A 17,817-nucleotide genomic window follows, 5' to 3' on the forward strand; every position below is an offset into this window, starting at 1 on the left:
CGGGAATCTCCTGGTGCCTCAGCACTTTTGGCCGGGCACGCCCCAGGTGTCCGCCAGCACGGCGCGGTGGGTCGGCAGCGCTTGCTGGTAGGCCGCGCGACCCTTCTCGGTGAGGCAGACGAAGACCGCGCGCCGGTCGTCCTGGCACATGGTGCGCGCGACGAGGCCGTCGCGCTCCAGCCGGGCGACCGCGCGGGACAGCGCGCTCTGGCTCAGATAGATGTCATTGGCCAGATCGCTCATTCGATAGTCGCCGCAGTTGGCGTCGATCAACCGGTCCAGCGTCTCGAACTCGCTGAGTCCGATCCCGTGCTTTCCCTGTAGCGCCTTTTCCATGGCGCAGCTCACCGTCGCGTGCCGGTCCAGCAGCTCACGCCACTCACCCACCAGCCCGGTCGGCGCGACGGTGCGCCGGGCTGTCTCGATTGTCGACGGCTTCGACATGGCCCCATCCTAGTGGTCCGCAGCTATCTATGCAACTGCATTAGATGTGTTGGCATTTAATGCGCATGCATGTAACGTACCCCGCATGACTTCACCAGCAACCCTGGCGGCCGCATCCGCGACCGATCCCACCAAATGGACTACCCGCCTGTGGGGCATGCTGATCACGCTGTGCATCGTGCTGTTCCTCGATGGCCTCGACGTGTCGATGATCGGCGTCGCGCTGCCGTCCATCGGCAATGAACTCGATCTCTCGACGTCCACCCTGCAGTGGCTGGTGAGCGGCTACATCCTCGGCTACGGCGGCCTGCTGCTGCTCGGTGGCCGCACCGCCGACCTGTTCGGCCGCCGCAAGGTCTTCCTGATCGCGCTGGGTGTGTTCGCCCTGGCCTCGCTCGCGGGTGGCCTGGTGAGCTCGGGCCCGCTGCTGATCCTCACCCGCTTCATCAAGGGTCTGGCCGCCGCGTTCACCGCGCCGACCGGTCTGTCGATCATCACCACCAACTTCGCCGAGGGCCCGGCCCGGAACAAGGCACTGTCCATCTACACCGTGTTCGGCGCGGGCGGCTACTCGTCCGGTCTGCTCTTCGGCGGTCTGATGACCGGCGTCGGCTGGCGCTGGACCTTCCTGCTGCCCGTCCCGATCGCGCTGGCCGCGCTGGCCGCCGCCTGGGTGCTGGTGCCGAAGGACAAGCCCGCCGAGGAAGGCGGCCACGACCTCTTCGGTGCGCTGCTGTCCACCTCCGCCATGCTGCTGCTGGTCTACACCGTGGTCACCGCGCCGGAAGCGGGTTGGGCCTCGGCGCGCACGCTCGGTTCGTTCGCTGCCGTGCTCGTGCTGTTCGCCGCGTTCGTCGCGGTGGAGAAGCGGGTCAAGCACCCGCTGGTCCGGCTCGGCATCCTGCGCAAGGTGTCGCTGGTGCGGGCCAGCCTGGCGATCGTCGCGGTGGCCGGCTCCTACTTCAGCTGGCAGTTCATCGTGACCCTGTTCATGCAGGACACCCTGGGATGGTCGCCGCTGAAGCTGTCGATGGCGCTGCTGCCGGTGGGCCTGATGGTCGCGCTGTCCGCGGTGTTCTCCGACAAGCTGGTCGACCGTTTCGGCACCGGCCCGATCATCGGCGTCACCATGGCCGTGATGGCCGTCGGCTACCTGTTGTTCCTGCGACTGGACACCGCGCCGTCCTACTGGACGATGCTGCTGCCCGCGATCCTGCTGATCGGCATCGGCTGGGTCGGCTTCCCCGCCATCAACATTCAGGCGACCAACGGGATCGACGACGAGGAACAGGGCCTCGCGGCGGGCGTGCTGCAGACCTCCATGCAGGTCGGTGCCGCCATCGTGCTCGCGGTGACCACCGCGATCATCGCCTCGGGTGCGCACGGCGGGACCTCACCGACCGCGATGCTGGACACCTACCGTCCGGGTCTGATCTTCGCCGCGGCGGTCTCGATCGTCGGTGCGCTGGTTGCGCTTTCGGCCTTCTTCGGGAAGCGCGGCAAGCAGGCCGAGCCGGTCGCGGAACCGGAGCTCGAACTCGTCGGCTGATTACGCACGAGTGAAGACCGGCCGGCATCACCCCGAGGGGTGGTGCCGGCCGGCTGTTTCCGTGGTCAGGAAAAAGGCGGTGCCGCAGCGTCTTTGGCGGACCGGACGAACGTGAGCGGGTTGCCGTCCCGGCCGATGGTCGGCCAGTCGATGCCGAGCCGGGCATCGAAAGCGTCGATCTCCCGGTCGAATTCGGGCGTGTACTCCAGCGAGCACAGATAGGTGACGGTGGAGTGGTCCTCCAGCGAGAGGATGGCGTGGCCCAGCCCCTCGGACAGGAACATCGAACGCCGGTCGACGTCGTCGAGCAGCACGCTGTCCCATCGCCCGTAGGTCGGTGAACCGGGACGCAGATCGACCACCACATCGAGAAACGCGCCGCGCACGCAGGTGACGTACTTCGCCTGCCCCGGCGGGTCTTCGGTGTAGTGGATGCCGCGCAGCACGCCCGCCGCGGACACCGAGCAGTTCACCTGGCGTAGATCGAGCGCCCGGCCCGTCGCCTTCTCGAACTCCGAGGCCTTGAAGCTCTCGAGAAACATGCCGCGCTCGTCGCCGAACTGGCGCGAGGTGATCACCCACGCGCCCGGCACGGCCAGTTCACGGAACTCCATACTCACCAATCCCGTCCGCGCTGCAGCAGATCGAGCAGATAGCTGCCGTAGCCGGAGCGGACCAGCGGCTCGGCCAGCTTGCACAGCTGCTCGTCATCGATGTAGCCCATCCGCCAGGCGACCTCCTCGGGCACGCCGATCTTGAGTCCCTGTCGTTCTTCGATGGTGCGCACGTAGTTGGCGGCGTCCAGCAGCGAATCGAAGGTGCCGGTGTCCAGCCACGCGGTGCCGCGCGCGAGCACGTCGACCTGCAACCGATCCTGTTCCAGGTAAGCCCGGTTGATATCGGTGATCTCGTACTCGCCGCGCGCGGAAGGGCGCAGCGTGCGGGCGATCTCGACCACGTCGTTGTCGTAGAAGTACAGCCCGGGGATGGCGTAGTTCGAACGCGGCGTCTTCGGTTTCTCCTCGATGGAGACCGCGCGCCCCCCGGTGAACTCCACCACGCCGTACGCGGTCGGGTCCGACACCCAGTAGGCGAACACCGCGCCGCCGTCGATGCCGGTGAAGCGATTCAGGTTGGTGCCCAAACCGGGTCCGTGAAAGATGTTGTCGCCGAGCACCAGTGCCGCGGTATCGGTGCCGATGTGCTCGGCGCCGAGCACGAAGGCCCGCGCCAGTCCGTCCGGTTCCGGCTGCACCACGTAACTGATCGACAGGCCGAATTGGGTGCCGTCACCGAGTAGCCGGGTGAACGCGGCGGCATCGCCCGGCGTGGTGATGACCAGGATGTCCCGGATGCCCGCGAGCATCAGCGTGGACAGCGGGTAGTAGATCATCGGCTTGTCGTAGACCGGGACCAGCTGCTTGCTCACGCCGCGCGTGATCGGGTGCAACCGCGAACCGGTGCCGCCCGCCAAGATGATTCCGCGCATGCCGAGGAGTCTGCCAGGGGACTGCCGTTTCGGTACGGGCGGCCTTTCGAATTGATTACGGAATCGGCCTTCGTGGTTTCGCGGGCGGGCCGGGGGGAGATTCTGTTGCTTAGGTCACACAACACATGTTGTTCTGAAACAACATCGTGTGAGTTGTCAGCGCCGACAGCTCGCCTGGGACCGCCCGGTCGGGACTCGGCGCGCCAGTGGTGAGGTAGGTGCGCGATGGCTGCCAGTCGAGTCGGCGATCCCGGCATGGTCATGAATCCGGAAAATTTGAGCGCGCCCGCGCGCCTGTTGCTTGCGGCCTGCCTCGGCGTGATCCGTCCGGCGCTGCGCGCGGCGCCGATCACCCGCGCCACCATCCCGATCGGCGCCGCCGCGATCGACACCCTGGCGCGGTTGCGGCCGGAGCCGACGGGCATCGATCGGGAACGGGTGTCGCTCAACGGTTTCCGGATGGAGATCATCCGCCCCGCGGGTGCGGCGCGGGCGCTGCGGCACGGCGCCATGCTGTATATGCACGGCGGCGGATTCGCGGTCTGCGGCCTGCGCACGCACCGTCCGGTCGCCGCGAGCCTGGCGCGGCGTACGGGGCTGCCGGTGGTGAATGTCGACTATCGGCAACTGCCAGGGCGGCGCATCACCGATTCGGTCGAGGACTGCCTCACCGCGTATCGCTGGTTGCTCGCGCACGGGGCGGATCCGGGACGCATCGTCTTCGCCGGTGATTCCGCGGGCGGCTACCTGACTTTCGCGACCGCGCTGCGCGCGCTGGCCGAGGGTCTGCCCGCGCCCGCCGGTCTGGTCGGGCTGAGCCCGCTGCTCGATCTCGACTACGCCGCCAAGCGCGGGCACGTCAATGTGCGCCGCGATCCGTACATCCCGCTGCTCGCGCTGGCGGCCGTGGTCCGGATCGGTGCGGAGGTGGACGGCGAACTCGACCCGCTGCTGTCGCCGGTGAACGGAATACTGGCCGGGTTGCCGCCGGTGCTGCTCATCGCGGCCGAAGACGAGGTGCTCCGGTACGACTGTGAGCTGATGGCCCAGCGGCTCACCGCGGCGGGCGTGCCGAACGCGGTGGAGCTGTGGCGCGGCCAGGTGCACGCCTTCATGAGCATCGCGCCGAACCTGCCCGAGAGCCGGGCCGCGCTGGCCCGGGTGTCGCGATTCGTCCGAGCCAGGATCGAGGAGAGCCAGCAGGCGCGGACCGCGTAAAGCGGGCCGGCCTGTCCAGGCGAGCCCCGTTCCGCTGTGGCCGGGACGGGGCTCGCGCATGTCGGGACCCGTTCGGCGGCAGGGGGTTCGGCGCCCGCTCGGAAACGGCGATACCCCGCCCAGCGATCGGCTGGCCGGGGTAACGCGGTATTCGGTTTTGCGCGTGCGGTTTCGCCTACTTGGCAGGCGCGGGCACCGGCGGCTGGTTGATCGTGGCGAAGTACTGAATCGCCGCACCGATGGCGACCGGGGCGGTCACGAAGATCTGGCCCGCGACGGTGCCCAGGGCGCCGACGGCGATGATGCCGCCGAGGCAGCCGACGGCCGCGGCCGGGATGAACGGGCCGAACAGTCCGATGATGGTGGCCGAGGCCACCGTGGCGCCGGCGATGCCGCCGAGCACGCAGCCGACGGCCGCGCCGCCGAGACCACCGACCAGGGTGCCGATGGTGGCGCCCATGCTGATGGTGCTGGTCATCCGGCTCCAGGCCGCCTGCTCACGGTCGTACTCGTTCTTCCACGGCGCCTTGTCCTCGAACGGCAGGGCGACCGGCTTGTAGGTGGCCTTTGCCATGTCGAGCTGCGGGGTCAGCGTCGCGGTGCGATCGGAAATGTCGGCGGCGATGGGGAATTCGAACTCGTCGACGCGGAAGGTCAACGGGGCACCCGCGATCGTGGCGCCGTTGGCGGCCTTGATCTTGAAGACGCCGTCCTCGACGACCATCGAGCCGGCATCGGTCTTGATGATGGAGGTCGAGTCGGCGGACTCGGCGGTGAAGTTGATGGCCTCGTCGGCGGGAGCCGCGTGGACGGTGCCCGCGGCGACGCCGAGCGCGGCGATCAGCAGGGCGGAGGTGGTAGCTAATTTCTTGATAATCATTTCTGGGTCCTCATCCAGGTGCTTGTGGCAGGGTGGGGGCCGGAAACCTGAGTTCGCAAACTTTCAGTAACTCGGCCGGGCTGAGGAGACCCCGCCCGACTGGACGGTCGAGCGGGGTCTCCTGGCTCGCTTCTCTTCAGTTGTGCGAATTCAGTTGTGGGAGAAGGAACTTCGTGACTACTTCGCGGGGGCCGGCGGCGCGTTGAACGGGCCGCTGGTGGTGGCGAAGTACTGGATGGCCGCGCCGATGGCAACCGGGGCGGTGATCAGGATCTGGCCCGCGACGGTGCCCAGGGCGCCGACCGCGATGATGCCGCCGAGGCAGCCGATGGCGGCCGCGGGGATGAACGGGCCGAACAGGCCGATGATGGTGGCCGAGGCGACGGTGGCGCCGGCGATGCCGCCGAGCACGCAGCCGACGGCCGCGCCGCCGAGGCCACCGACCAGGGTGCCGATGGTGGCGCCCATCGCGATGGTGTCCTTCATCCGGTTGAAGGCGGCCTGTTCACGGTCGTATTCGTTCTTCCACGGCGCCTTGTCCTCGAACGGCAGGGCGACCGGCTTGTACACCGCCTTGTCCATGGTGAACTCGGGGCTCAGTGTCGCGGTGCGATCGGAAATGTCCGCGGCGATCGGGAATTCGAAGTCATCGACCCGGAAGTGCAGGTCGGTGCCCGCGATCGTGGTGCCGTTGGCGGCCTTGATCTTCAGGGCGCCATCTTCGACGACCATGGAACCGGCGTCGGTCTTGATGGTGGTCTGGGTGTCGGTGGAGCTCGCCGTGAAGTTGACGGCTCCGTTATCGGCCTCAGTGGCCGGAGCCGCGTTGACGGTGCCTGCGGTGACGCCGAGGGCGGCGATCATCAGCGCCGAAGTCGCGGCGAATTTCCTCATCAGCATTTGTGGAGAACCTCGATGTGAAGCGTTCGGAGGGGACTAGACGATGGAAATCTAGACCAGCTAACGAGTGGTGAACCGGTTGTGACCGTTAATTCAAATTATGTTCACCCGCGAGACTCGTGATCCGGTGAGGTGTCCGAAATGTGCACTCCTGTCGTGGTTTTGGGCCAGAAACCAGACTGGGCGTTCGGCATCTACCAGGCGGTAGGAGACGAAGGTCACAGAGTGCAACTGTGGCAATTTTTTGCTCGGATTGCCAGGTCTTGGCGTAGAACCCGACTTGTCGCGCCCGCCGACGTAGAGTCGTGGGGTGCGATTGCTTGTCACCGGCGGAGCCGGATTCATCGGGGCGAACTTCGTCAAGTCGACCGTTGTCGATCATCCCGACACCACCGTGACCGTTCTGGACGCGCTGACGTACGCCGGAAATAAGGCCTCGCTCGACGAAGTGGCCGACCGCATCGATTTCGTGCACGGGGATATCGCCGATCTCGACCTGGTCGACGAACTCGTCAGCGGTGTCGACGCGGTGGTGCATTTCGCGGCCGAATCCCACAATGACAACTCCCTCGCCGAACCGTGGCCGTTCGTGCAGACCAATATCGTCGGCACCTATTCACTGTTGCAGGCGGTCCGCCGCTACGACGTGCGCTACCACCACGTCTCCACCGACGAGGTCTACGGCGACCTCACCGCCGAGGCGCCCGCGTTCACCGAGCAGACCCCTTACAACCCGTCCAGCCCGTACTCGGCCACCAAGGCCGCCAGCGATCTGCTGGTCCGGGCGTGGACCCGGTCGTTCGGCGTGCGCGCCACACTGTCCAACTGCAGCAACAACTATGGGCCGTATCAGCACGTGGAGAAGTTCATCCCGCGCCAGATCACCAACCTGATCGACGGCGTGCGCCCCCGGCTGTACGGCGCGGGGCACCAGGTGCGCGACTGGATCCACGTGGACGACCACAACCGCGCGGTGTGGGATGTGCTGGAGCGCGGCCGAATCGGGCAGACCTACCTGATCGGCGCGCAGGGCGAACTCGACAACAAGACGGTCGTGCGGATGCTCCTGGAAGCTTTCGACCGCGACCCCGACGATTTCGACCACGTCACCGACCGCCCCGGTCACGACCAGCGCTACGCGATCGACGCGACCCTGCTGCGCGAGGAACTCGGCTGGACTCCGCGCTACGCCGACTTCCGGGCCGGCCTCGCCGCGACCATCCAGTGGTACCGCGACAACGAAGCCTGGTGGCGTCCGCACAAGGCGATCACTGAGCGGGCCTACGTCGCGGCCGGCGAGCAGACGCTGTAGTCCCGCGCGGTCTCAGCCCCAAACGATCTCGTAGTACTTCCAGACCGCGCCGATCAGGGCGACGACGGTGGCCACGATGACTGTGACCGCCGGGCCGAGCGTGGGGGTCCGTCCGGCGATGTTGGTGAGCCGCAACGGCATCCAGCGCAGCAGCACCGCGAAGGCGACGATCGCCAGCGGCACGAAGTAGCGGCCCTGCACGCCGTCGATGATGTAGTACCCGACCGGGGTGAACGACATGTACAGCGTCACGTAGATCATCGCGACGCTCGCCGCGACGGTGAGCGCGACGAGCAACGTGCGCCGGAAGGTGGCGGCGCTCATCCGATCCGCGATGCCGATGCTCACCGCGAAGGCGAACAGGCAGGCCAGCATGGTCAGGGCCGGCACGTCGATATAGGCGAAGCCGAGCTCACCGAAGAACTGGCTGAACCACCGCTCGTCCCGCAGTGCGATGCTCTCGCCGAATACGCCGATGAAATGCCCTGGGTCGGTGAGGATTCCGTGCAGCTGGTCACCCGGCCGCACCGAGCGCCACTGGTGCTCCGGCCGCATCAGGCCCATGCCGTCGCCGGTGGGCGCCGCGATCTTCATCCACCCGGCGAAGGCGATACCGCCCAGCGCCGCGAAAATCCAAGGGAGCGCGCGTCGCCAGCCGGTGAAGCCGAACCGCTCCGCGGGCACGAGCACCACCAGCATCGCCAGCAGCACATAGGTGGGCTTGCTGACGGGCAGCAGCACCGTCGCGGCCAGCAGCGCACCGGTTTCCACCCGGCCGAGCCGATCGCCGAGGAACAGCGCCTTCACCAGCAGGGCCGAGACCATGATGGCCAGCGCGTTGGTCATCGTGTCCGCGGTGACGGTGCCCGCCTGGAACACCGCGATCGGCAGCACCGCGACGGTGAACGCCAGCCACTGCACCCGATGCTTGCGCAGCGCGTACAACCCGAAGCCGACCACGGCCAGATAGCAGAGCAGCCCGGCCAGCCTGGTCAGCGCGACCATCCCGCCGACATCCAGGCCGAACACCTCGGCCAGCCGAATACCAACGGCGGCAGGGATATACGGCACCGGCGAATAGGCGGCGGTGTTGGTGAACCAGACCGGCTCGGTCGCCTCGGACACCGCGGCCCCGCCCAGCCGGTCGTAGGCGCCGGGGTCGGCGACCATGTTGTCCGGCTCGTCGGGGTTGGTGGTGTAGTCCTTCAGCGCGTAGCCCATCAGGGCGGTGATGCTGGTCGGGACCTCGCCGCCGTAGGCGACACCGCGGTCGTCGTGGATCTGCTGCGGCAGGAATCCGCCGTGCGCGACCTGGTAGGCGCGGCCGAACTGGGTGATCTCGTCATGTCCCCAGAACGGCGGGGTGAGCACCGTGAACAACCCGCCGAAGATCGCGACCAGCACGGTGAAGGCGATGGTCGCCGCGCCGAAACGTTCCACGACACGCGCGCCCGCGGTCGCTACCGCGGCCTTGCCCGCTTTCGGCTCGTCGCCTGCGCTATCGGGTCGCGCTGTCGGTGTTGCGCCGGGCGCGGTCTCGTCGGGCGCCTGCGTCGTTGCGCTGGGCTCAGCCGTCGTGCTGTCCGCCGAAGTGGTCACCGTCCGGCCCCGCCGGTGCGGGCGTCACCGCCGTTGCCGTTGGGATGGAAGTCGTCCGCGCTCACCGCGGAGTAGCGCAGGTAGACCAGGCGCGCGGCCTCGTGCCGGGAGCGCCGGATGCCGTCCAGGATCAGGCCCGCGGTCCAGGCCAGGCTGCCGAGCAGCAGCAAGGTGAACGCGAGGAACAGTGTCGGGAACCGGGGCACCTCGCCGGTGTTGTAGAACTCGACCACGATCGGGATGCTCAAGATGATCGAGACCAGCCAGCTCAGCGTGCCGAACACGCCGTAGAACGCGACCGGCCGTTCGTGCCTGGCCAGGCCGATGATCAGCGCCAGGATCTTGAAACCGTCGTGGTAGGTGCGCAGCTTGCTCTCGCTGCCGGCCGGGCGGTCGCGGAAACCCACCGGCACCGCGGTGCGCGGCACCCGCAGGTGCAGCGAATGCACGGTCAGCTCGGTCTCGATCTCGAACTCGCGCGAGACGGCCGGGAAACTCTTCACGAAACGGCGGGAGAACACCCGGAAGCCGCTCAGCATGTCTTCGACGTTCTCGCCGAAAACCTGCCCGACCACGCCGTTGAGCACCTTGTTCCCGGTCTCGTGACCGGCCCGGTACGCCGAACCGCTCTCGTCCTGCTTGCGCACGCCGAGCACATGGTCATACGGGCCGTCGAGCAGCGTCTTGATCATCAGCGGTGCGGCCGACGCCTCATAGGTGTCGTCGCCGTCGATCATCAGATAGACATCGGCCTCGATATCGGCGAAGGCGCGGCGGACCACGTTGCCTTTGCCCTTGGTGTACTCGTGGCGCACGATCGCCCCCGCGGCGCGGGCACGCTCGGCTGTCTTGTCCGTACTCAGATTGTCGTAGACGTAGACAACGATCCCCGGCACGGCAGCCTGAAGGTCGGCGACGACCTTGGCGACCGAAGCCTCTTCGTTGTGGCACGGCACCACTGCGGCAATACGAAGCTCGGTGGAGTCCACCCGGGTCAATCCTCGCGATCGGTGGTGAATGTGGGAACACCGGGAGGGTACAGGGAACGCACCGGCGACGCGTGCCCGACCTCACCGCGGCGACCGAGGAATTTCGCGGCGCGGTCGGTGACGGCGGCCCTGCGGTACCGTCGGGCCGTGCCAACGAGTGAGTCGACCGCGCAGGCGGGCCAGACCGTGTCCGCCGCCGAGGGATCGATGGTCCGGAAGGTGCTGACCGCGTTGCGGCAGGGCAGTGCGTTCCTGGTCGTCGGCGCGATCGGGTTCCTCGTCGATGCGGGCACCTACAACCTCCTGGTCTTCTGGGGTGGCGAGGGCCTGCTCTATCACTACCCGTTGCCCGCCAAGATCATCGCGATCGCGGTCGCGACGGTGGTCACCTACTTCGGCAACAAGTGGTGGACCTTCGCGCACAAGAAGACCGACAATCCCGGGCGCGAATATCTGTTGTACGCGGTGTTCAATGTCGTCGCGATCGGCCTGCAACTGGGGTGCCTCGGCTTCTCCCGGTACGTGCTCGACCTGTCCTCGCCGCTGTCGGACAACATCTCCGGCACGCTCATCGGGCAGATCGTGGCCGTGGTCTTCCGGTATTGGGCCTACGACAAGTTCGTTTTCACCGGCGCGGCCGAGCGCGCCGATGCGACCGACGGTGACAGCGCAGCGAATTCCCAGCAATAGCATGGGACACGGCGGCGAAGCGCCTGAGCAGGCAGCTACCGAGGGTGATTGATATCCTCACCCCCGCCGCGAACGGCATCCAGGGGCGTGTCTGTCCCGTCCGGCACGATAACGATTTCGAGGACTTCATGGAGCAGTCGGCTACCCAGGCCGTTACCGAAACGAAAGATCGAGCGACGGCCGTTGACGCCCCGGCTTCGCTGCGCTCCGACCATCGGGCGCCGGACCGGCTGGTGCTGCAGCGTGGCATCTTCACCGGACCGTCGGCCAAGGTCAGCGACGAGCTGTACGCCGTCGTGAAGGGACGCGCCCACCGGGAACGTCAGGCGTTGCGGCTGGAAAAGGGCGCCGCCGCGCACACCAACACCTACTTCGGCCGGTTCGCCGCCAGCTATTGGCAGCGCTGGACCACCGTCACCGAGGTACGCGTGACCATGGTGCTCGATGTGGGCGGGAAGGCGAAGCTGCGCCTGGTCGCCTCCGATATCGCGGGGCACCGCCGCATCATCGACACCGCGCAGGTCACCGCGAGCGGGCCGGTGACGCTATCGGCCACGCTGGACCAGTACGTCGACGGTGGCGCCATCTGGCTCGAATTCGACGCTGTCGGTGGCGATCTCGGCATCACCGAGGTCAGCTGGACCAGCGCGGCGCCGGACCACATCCGGCCCGTCGCCATCGCCATCTGCACCTTCAACCGCGCCGAGGATTGCGCGCACACCGTCGCCGCGCTGGCCTCCGACGCGGTCGTGCTCGGCGCGATCGACGCGGTGTACGTCGTCGACCAGGGCACCGACCTGGTGCAGAACCGGCCGCTCTATCAAGAGGTGGCGCCGACCTTCGGGGACAAGCTGCGCTACATCCGCCAGCCCAACCTCGGTGGCGCGGGCGGCTTCACCCGCGGGCTCTACGAGGTGTCGGCCGCCAACGAGCACGCCGACGTCATCCTGATGGACGACGACATCCTGTGCGAACCCGAAACAGTGTTGCGGCTCAACGCTTTCGCCAACATGACGGTGGAACCGACCCTGGTCGGCGCGCAGATGTTGTTCCTGCTCAACCCCGATTACCTGAACGTCGGCGCCGAAGAGGTGCATCTGCAGGATCTGCGGCACGGGCAGAAGGTGCCGAAGGCGTTGCGCAACACCAGCATGCTCAAGCGCAACCAGGAACGTCGCGTGGACGCCGGCTACAACGCCTGGTGGACCTGCCTGATCCCGGCCGAGGTGGTCGCCGAGATCGGGCTGCCGGTGCCGATCTTCTTCCAGTGGGACGACGTCGAATACGGCATCCGGGCCAGGGAGAGCGGCTTCGTCACGGTCACCCTGCCGAACGCGGCGGTCTGGCACGCGGACTTCTACTGGAAGGACTACGACGATTGGGCGCGCTACTTCAGCACGCGTAACTCTCTGATCGTCGGCGCCTTGCACACCGATCTGGATGGAAAGGCGATCACCCGCAAGCTGTTCCGGGAACTGTCCGAGCAGCTGGTCGCCATGCAGTACGGTCTGGTGCACACCACGCTGCAAGGTATCGAGGACTTCTTGCAGGGCCCGAAGGTGTTGCAGGACGGCGGTATCGCCGCGCTCGCGGCGGCTCGCACCAGTCGCGGCGACTACGCGGAGACCAAGAAGCATCCAGCGTCGACGCCGCCGGTGCGTTCCGGTGACATCCAATTACGCCGTGCCACCGGCGAACCCAGCCGCCCGCTGCTCGTGCTGATCAAACGCGCGATCAACCAGTGGTTCGGCCGCACCCAGCACGGTGTCATCGGCGTCACCCGCGAAGATGCCTACTGGTGGCATGTGTCGCTGTTCGATCATGTCGTGGTCACCGACGCCTCCCAGTCCGGTGTCCGGGTCCGGCAGCGCGACAAGGCCCGCGCCCGCCAACTCCTGCGCCGCACCTTCCACGTCCTGCGCCGCCTGCGCCGCGAACTCCCCACCCTGCAACAGCAATACCGCGCCGCCGTCCCCGACCTCACCAGCCGCGCCAACTGGGAACGCCTCTACGGCATCACCCCCGAATAGACAGCACCCCACCGCGAGCCGCCCCGCACCCCAGCCGGGCGGCTCGCGGTCGTTCAGGCACTGACGTCGGCCTCGATTCGTCGCTACCCGAAAACGTCCGCATGCCACCAGCGCTCGGGGTCGCTGAACCAAGGCCCCACGCGCTCGGCATCGAGAACGCGCAACTGTTTCAGATCGATGTCGTATCTCCGATACAGCGCAACGAGTTCCCGCAACCCGTCCTCATCCACCGCCCCGAGCCGCACCGTCAAATACAGCGTGCGCAGTTCCCCGCGATAAGACTCCACACACCGAATCCGGTCGAGCCACCCGAAGAACCCAGCCTCATCCAGCGCCGAATAATAGGTAACCCCGGTGGCCTCCACCACCACCGTACCGACGCCACTCATCGCGACTTCCCACCCGGATACACGTTCGTGTAACCACCTTTCTGCTCCAGCGCGGTGCCGCCGATGCCGCAGTGACAACGACCGGGAGGCCACCTTCAGCTGGGTTGGGGGCTGAAGGTGGCCTGGGGGAGTGCGTCAGAGGAAGAGGTCGGTGGTGAGGGGGCCGTCGCCGGGGACTACGCGGTATTTGTCGAGGTCGGTGATGCCGTGGGCGGCGAGGACGTCGTCATCGATGAAGAAGTTGCCGGAGGTGTCCTTGGCGGGGGAGGTGAGGACGAGGTAGGCGGCGTCGGCGTAGATGTCGGGGGTGCGTGAGGTGGCGATCATTTCTTCGCCGCCGAGCAGGTTCTTGACCGCGGCGGTGGCGATCGTGGTGCGCGGCCACAGCGAGTTGACGCCGATGCCGTCGTTCTTCAGTTCCTCCGCCAAACCCAGTGTGGTGAGCGACATTCCGTACTTGGCGATGGTGTAGCCGAGCGACGCGCCGGCCCACTTGGGGTCGAGGTTGAGCGGCGGCGAAAGGGTGAGGATGTGCGGGTTGCGCCCCGCCGCCGCCGACGCGCGCAGGTGCGGGATGCTCAGCTTGGCGAGCAGGAAGCTGCCGCGGCAGTTGATGTCCTGCATGAGGTCGTACTTCTTCATCGGCAGCAGATCGGTGGGGGACAGGTCGATCGCCGACGCGTTGTTCACCACGATATCGATGCCGCCGAACCGCTCCACGGTCTGCCGGACCGCCTCCGCGACCGATTCGTCGCTGCGCACGTCGCCGACGAACGGCAGCACCTGGCCGCCGGCCTGCTCGAGCTCCGCCGCGGCGGTATGAATGGTGCCGGGCAGCTTCGGATGCGGCTGATCGGTCTTGGCGATCAGCGTGATGTTCGCGCCGTCGGCCGCCGCCCGCTTGGCGATTTCCAAGCCGATGCCCCGGCTACCACCGGACATGATCATCGTCGCGCCCGCGAGCGGCTTCGATCCCGATTCCGTCATGTGACCTGCTCCTGTCGTCCATGCCGCAGGTGGGCCCCGCGGCCTTCCGCACTTCGCACACTAAGCGTAACCCCCATTACTATGCAACCAGTTGCATAGGGTGAGTGGGTGAACTTCCTCTCTGCCGACAGGACAACCGGGCGGGTGGTGCCGATCGCCGACTGCACCACCCGCCCGGTCACTGTTCAGCGGCGCGACCCGCGCTCCCGATAGATCTGCCGCTGCTGTTTGGTGATCTCCCGCCATTGGCGATGTCGCTCCGCCTGCAATCGCCGGTCGGTGCGCGCCGCCATCCAGGCGTTCTCCTTGGCCAGCTTCCGATAGCTGTCGAACCGGCGCTGGGTGAGTTCGCCGCTGTCGATGGCCGCCAGTACCGCGCACCCGGGCTCGCCGTTGTGCGCGCAATCGCCGAAACGGCATCGCGCGGCCAGGGATTCGATATCGCTGAAGGTCTTCTCGATACCTTCGGCGGCATCCCACAGCCCGATCCCGCGCAGTCCCGGTGTATCGATGAGCGTGCCGCCGTTGGGCAGCGGCCGCAGTTCCCGATGTACGGTGGTGTGCCGGCCCTTCTTGTCGGCCGAGCGAACGGCGTTGGTGGCGAACACTTCTTGCCCGAGCAGCGCGTTGGCGAGGGTGGATTTCCCCGCACCGGACGGACCGATCAGCGTGACCGTCCCGTCGAGTACCGCGGTGAGCACATCCAGCCCGGCTCCGGTCTCGGCGCTCACCGCGAGCACCATCGCGCCGGGCGCGACAGCCTGCACTGCGTCGAGCGGAATATCCACTGCCGCATCGGCTTTGGTGAGCAGGACGACCGGTTGCGCGTTGCTCTCCCAGGCCAGCGCGAGCATCCGTTCGATCCGTCCGAGATCGACATCGGCGTCGGCCGCCGTGCAGATCAGTACCGTGTCGACATTGGCGGCCAGCACCTGCCCGTGGGACCGGCCGGAGACCGAGGACCGCATGATCACCGACCGGCGCGGCAGCAGCTGCCGGACCGTGGAGTCGGCGTCGATGCTCACCCAGTCACCGGTGCACAGACCGCTGACCTCGGCATCGGCTCTAGGGCAGCGGGCTCGTGCGAGCCCGGCGGGTGTCGCGACATCGCATTCGCTGCGGTCCATCCGAATCACTCGGGCGGGCACGCAGTTCTCTTCGATCAGCGCGGTGTATTCCTCGGCTACGGCTTCGGTCCAGCCGTAAGGGACAAGAAGGTCGTACTCGACCATGATGGAGGGAATCCTTCGTCGGGCACCGAGCCCGTACCGGACTCAGCGACTGGAGATGAGGGTGGAGGTCCGTGTGGCGGCGTGCATGCGCACAGCTCGTCCGGGCACGGCAATCCGAACAGTCCTAGCCACGGTCCACACCTCCTCGTCTCTCTCGCAGTTGGCCCTCACCATCGCATGCGCGCCGAGGGCACGCAACCGAATTAAATCCGCACCGCTACCCGCGTGGGTCCGGTTTGCCGAACTGCTCGTGCCGGCCCAGCGAGCGCAGGTGGAACCATTCGCGCAGACCGGCCGGGTCGCGGCGGGTGACCAGAAAGAACCAGGAGAAGCGGATCCACTCCTGCGGCAGCAGCTTGCGCATGCCGGGCTGGGACATCAGGTAGCCGCGGTTGCGGTAGGTGAAGTAGCGCTTGACCGGGTCGTCGGGGTACTGGGTGTGCATCCGTCCGCCGAGGATCGGCTTGAATTCCGCGGCGCCGTTGGGATGCAGGTACGCGGTCTGCAAACAGGTACCGAACGGCAGTCCGGAGCGCACCAGCCTGCGATGCACCTCGACCTCGTCGCCGCGCACGAACAGGCGCAGGTCGGGCACGCCGATCACGTCGACGGCCTTGGCGGAGATCAACGCACCGTTGAACAGCGACGCGATCCCGGGCAGGAAGTCCTCGTCGCCGAGTTCCGAGCGCAGCCGCCGCCACACCACGCCGCGGCGCAGCGGGAAGGCCAACCGGTCGGGCTCATCGATATCGCACACCACCGGCGACACCTCGACGAGTCCATGCCGGCGCGCGCAATCCAGCAGGGTGGCAAGCACTTCCGCGCCGTCGGGGCGGCCGTCGTCGTCGGCCAGCCAGACCCAGTCCGCGCCCATGCTCAGCGCGTGCAGCATGCCGAGCGCGAAACCGCCTGCGCCGCCGAGGTTGTGCGCCGAACCGAGGTAGGTGGATTCGATCGGCTGATCCCGGACCAGGTCGGCCACCTCGGCCTCGTTCGCATTGTCGATCACGATCAGGTGGTCGACCGGACGTGACTGGGAGGCAATGACTTTCAGCGACTCGGCGAGCAGTTCGCGGCGCTTGTGCGTGACCACCACGGCGACGATGCGCGCGTCCGGTCCGGTGCCGGCGGGGGTCACCGCGCTCGAATCAGAGCCGCCCACTGCGGGTTCCGCGGCGGCGGCACCGGGCGTCTTCGATGCGGAGTCGACCTGGGCGGCCGCCCCTGTCTCGATCGGGGTGTCCTGCCCGGTCGGCTCACTCATACCTGGTTCCGCTCCAGTTCTCGTCCGTTTTCCATGGCCCGTTCGGCTTCCAGTTCGCGCAGCACGGTCGCGACGTGGTTGCCCGCGTCCGGACCTTCATAGGCTCGCACCACTTCTTCGATACCGCCGCGCAAACGGATCTCGCCGTGATCGATCCACAGCGCGGTATCGCAGAGTTGTGCGAGAAATTCGTTGGAATGGCTGGCGAATACCAGGATGCCCGATCGGGCCACCAATTGCTGCAGGCGCAGCCGAGCTTTCTTCATGAATTCCGCGTCCACCGCGCCGATGCCCTCGTCCAGCAGCAGGATCTCGGGATCGATCGAGGTGACCACGCCCATCGCGAGGCGGACCCGCATACCGGTGGAGTAGGTGCGCAGCGGCATCGACAGGTATTCGCCGAGATCGGTGAAATCGGCGATCTCATCGATCTTGGACAGCATCTGCTTACGCGTCTGCCCGAGGAAAAGGCCGCGGATGATGATGTTCTCGTAGCCGGAGATCTCCGGATCCATGCCGACGCCGAGGTCGAACACCGGCGCCACCCGGCCGCGGATGCGCGCACTGCCGCGCGACGGTTCGTAGATGCCCGAGAGCAGCCGCAGCAGTGTCGATTTGCCCGCTCCGTTGTGGCCGACCAGGCCGACCTTGTCGCCTTCCTTCAGCGACAGCGTGATGTCGCGCAGCGCCTCGACCACCACCACGTCGGACTTGTTGCGCCCGATGGCGCCGCCAGCCTTGCCGAGGAACGCCTTCTTCAACGACCGCGATTTCGCGTCGAAGATCGGGAATTCGACCCAGGCCTGGCGGGTTTCGATACTCACATGCTCGGTCATCGATCCGCT

17 protein-coding genes are annotated in these 17,817 nt (G+C 67.1%); 5 read left to right on the forward strand and 12 right to left on the reverse strand.

Features of this window, described 5'->3' with window-relative positions:
* Positions 1-18: 18 nt before the first annotated feature.
* Complete coding sequence (locus O3I_RS00840; protein WP_014980995.1) at positions 19-444, reverse strand: MarR family winged helix-turn-helix transcriptional regulator; 426 nt, start codon at positions 442-444, stop codon at positions 19-21.
* Between the two features lie 85 nt (positions 445-529).
* Here O3I_RS00840 and O3I_RS00845 point away from each other — a divergent pair, with 85 nt between their 5' ends.
* Positions 530-1,993, forward strand: a complete 1,464-nt coding sequence (locus O3I_RS00845) for an MFS transporter (protein ID WP_041562330.1) — start codon at positions 530-532, stop codon at positions 1,991-1,993.
* Positions 1,994-2,058: 65 nt separating this feature from the next.
* On the opposite strand, the gene O3I_RS00850 is transcribed toward O3I_RS00845, so the two are convergent.
* Both O3I_RS00850 and rfbA read right to left on the reverse strand, forming a co-directional pair.
* Positions 2,059-2,607: a dTDP-4-dehydrorhamnose 3,5-epimerase family protein gene (locus O3I_RS00850; protein WP_014980997.1), complete on the reverse strand. Its 549-nt coding sequence runs from the start codon at positions 2,605-2,607 to the stop codon at positions 2,059-2,061.
* 2 nt (positions 2,608-2,609) lie between these two features.
* A complete protein-coding gene (gene rfbA / locus O3I_RS00855) occupies positions 2,610-3,482 on the reverse strand; it encodes a glucose-1-phosphate thymidylyltransferase RfbA (RefSeq protein WP_014980998.1) in 873 nt (290 codons plus the stop codon).
* A gap of 225 nt (positions 3,483-3,707) precedes the next feature.
* Here rfbA and O3I_RS00860 point away from each other — a divergent pair, with 225 nt between their 5' ends.
* On the forward strand, positions 3,708-4,700 hold the full coding sequence (locus O3I_RS00860; RefSeq protein ID WP_014980999.1) for an alpha/beta hydrolase: 993 nt from the start codon (positions 3,708-3,710) through the stop codon (positions 4,698-4,700).
* Between the two features lie 175 nt (positions 4,701-4,875).
* On the opposite strand, the gene O3I_RS00865 is transcribed toward O3I_RS00860, so the two are convergent.
* Together O3I_RS00865 and O3I_RS00870 are read right to left on the reverse strand one after the other, a co-directional pair.
* Positions 4,876-5,580 (reverse strand): hypothetical protein, encoded by a 705-nt coding sequence (locus tag O3I_RS00865; protein WP_014981000.1) that lies wholly within the window; start codon positions 5,578-5,580, stop codon positions 4,876-4,878.
* A 177-nt stretch (positions 5,581-5,757) separates the two neighbouring features.
* Positions 5,758-6,480: a hypothetical protein gene (locus O3I_RS00870; RefSeq protein WP_014981001.1), complete on the reverse strand. Its 723-nt coding sequence runs from the start codon at positions 6,478-6,480 to the stop codon at positions 5,758-5,760.
* Between the two features lie 310 nt (positions 6,481-6,790).
* Here O3I_RS00870 and rfbB point away from each other — a divergent pair, with 310 nt between their 5' ends.
* Positions 6,791-7,792: a dTDP-glucose 4,6-dehydratase gene (rfbB, locus tag O3I_RS00875; RefSeq protein ID WP_014981002.1), complete on the forward strand. Its 1,002-nt coding sequence runs from the start codon at positions 6,791-6,793 to the stop codon at positions 7,790-7,792.
* A 12-nt stretch (positions 7,793-7,804) separates the two neighbouring features.
* Here the strand turns inward: rfbB and O3I_RS00880 are convergent, their stop codons facing one another.
* Positions 7,805-9,391, reverse strand: coding sequence for a DUF2142 domain-containing protein (locus tag O3I_RS00880; protein WP_014981003.1), 1,587 nt, complete (start codon positions 9,389-9,391; stop codon positions 7,805-7,807).
* Complete coding sequence (locus tag O3I_RS00885; protein WP_014981004.1) at positions 9,388-10,380, reverse strand: glycosyltransferase; 993 nt, start codon at positions 10,378-10,380, stop codon at positions 9,388-9,390. The genes O3I_RS00880 and O3I_RS00885 overlap by 4 nt, the downstream gene beginning before the upstream one ends.
* A 147-nt stretch (positions 10,381-10,527) precedes the next feature.
* Here O3I_RS00885 and O3I_RS00890 point away from each other — a divergent pair, with 147 nt between their 5' ends.
* Positions 10,528-11,070: a GtrA family protein gene (locus tag O3I_RS00890; RefSeq protein WP_237748232.1), complete on the forward strand. Its 543-nt coding sequence runs from the start codon at positions 10,528-10,530 to the stop codon at positions 11,068-11,070.
* A gap of 128 nt (positions 11,071-11,198) precedes the next feature.
* Positions 11,199-13,100, forward strand: coding sequence for a glycosyltransferase (locus O3I_RS00895; protein WP_041563262.1), 1,902 nt, complete (start codon positions 11,199-11,201; stop codon positions 13,098-13,100).
* Between the two features lie 83 nt (positions 13,101-13,183).
* Here the strand turns inward: O3I_RS00895 and O3I_RS00900 are convergent, their stop codons facing one another.
* The 5 genes from O3I_RS00900 to O3I_RS00920 all read right to left on the reverse strand — a co-directional run bounded on the left by O3I_RS00900 (position 13,184) and on the right by O3I_RS00920 (position 17,808).
* Positions 13,184-13,471, reverse strand: a complete 288-nt coding sequence (locus O3I_RS00900) for a hypothetical protein (protein ID WP_237748233.1) — start codon at positions 13,469-13,471, stop codon at positions 13,184-13,186.
* A 153-nt stretch (positions 13,472-13,624) separates the two neighbouring features.
* On the reverse strand, positions 13,625-14,476 hold the full coding sequence (locus O3I_RS00905; RefSeq protein ID WP_014981008.1) for an SDR family oxidoreductase: 852 nt from the start codon (positions 14,474-14,476) through the stop codon (positions 13,625-13,627).
* 185 nt (positions 14,477-14,661) lie between these two features.
* Positions 14,662-15,708: a ribosome small subunit-dependent GTPase A gene (rsgA, locus tag O3I_RS00910; RefSeq protein ID WP_014981009.1), complete on the reverse strand. Its 1,047-nt coding sequence runs from the start codon at positions 15,706-15,708 to the stop codon at positions 14,662-14,664.
* Between the two features lie 217 nt (positions 15,709-15,925).
* Positions 15,926-16,972, reverse strand: coding sequence for a glycosyltransferase (locus O3I_RS00915; protein ID WP_014981010.1), 1,047 nt, complete (start codon positions 16,970-16,972; stop codon positions 15,926-15,928).
* On the reverse strand, positions 16,969-17,808 hold the full coding sequence (locus tag O3I_RS00920) for an ABC transporter ATP-binding protein (RefSeq protein ID WP_014981011.1): 840 nt from the start codon (positions 17,806-17,808) through the stop codon (positions 16,969-16,971). Before O3I_RS00920 ends, O3I_RS00915 begins: the two co-directional genes overlap by 4 nt.
* Between the last annotated feature and the right edge of the window lie 9 nt (positions 17,809-17,817).

Source organism: Nocardia brasiliensis ATCC 700358, from assembly GCF_000250675.2.
GTDB classification, from domain to species: Bacteria; Actinomycetota; Actinomycetes; order Mycobacteriales; family Mycobacteriaceae; genus Nocardia; species Nocardia brasiliensis_B.

Coding starts and splice junctions, on each gene's coding strand:
- rsgA (WP_014981009.1), bottom strand. CDS start 15,708: ATGGTCGAGTACGACCTTCTTGTCCCTTACGGCTGGACCGAAGCCGTA.
- O3I_RS00895 (WP_041563262.1), top strand. CDS start 11,199: ATGGAGCAGTCGGCTACCCAGGCCGTTACCGAAACGAAAGATCGAGCG.
- rfbA (WP_014980998.1), bottom strand. CDS start 3,482: ATGCGCGGAATCATCTTGGCGGGCGGCACCGGTTCGCGGTTGCACCCG.
- O3I_RS00845 (WP_041562330.1), top strand. CDS start 530: ATGACTTCACCAGCAACCCTGGCGGCCGCATCCGCGACCGATCCCACC.
- O3I_RS00860 (WP_014980999.1), top strand. CDS start 3,708: ATGGCTGCCAGTCGAGTCGGCGATCCCGGCATGGTCATGAATCCGGAA.
- O3I_RS00870 (WP_014981001.1), bottom strand. CDS start 6,480: ATGCTGATGAGGAAATTCGCCGCGACTTCGGCGCTGATGATCGCCGCC.
- O3I_RS00865 (WP_014981000.1), bottom strand. CDS start 5,580: ATGATTATCAAGAAATTAGCTACCACCTCCGCCCTGCTGATCGCCGCG.
- O3I_RS00920 (WP_014981011.1), bottom strand. CDS start 17,808: ATGACCGAGCATGTGAGTATCGAAACCCGCCAGGCCTGGGTCGAATTC.
- O3I_RS00905 (WP_014981008.1), bottom strand. CDS start 14,476: ATGACGGAATCGGGATCGAAGCCGCTCGCGGGCGCGACGATGATCATG.
- O3I_RS00840 (WP_014980995.1), bottom strand. CDS start 444: ATGTCGAAGCCGTCGACAATCGAGACAGCCCGGCGCACCGTCGCGCCG.
- O3I_RS00850 (WP_014980997.1), bottom strand. CDS start 2,607: ATGGAGTTCCGTGAACTGGCCGTGCCGGGCGCGTGGGTGATCACCTCG.
- O3I_RS00915 (WP_014981010.1), bottom strand. CDS start 16,972: ATGAGTGAGCCGACCGGGCAGGACACCCCGATCGAGACAGGGGCGGCC.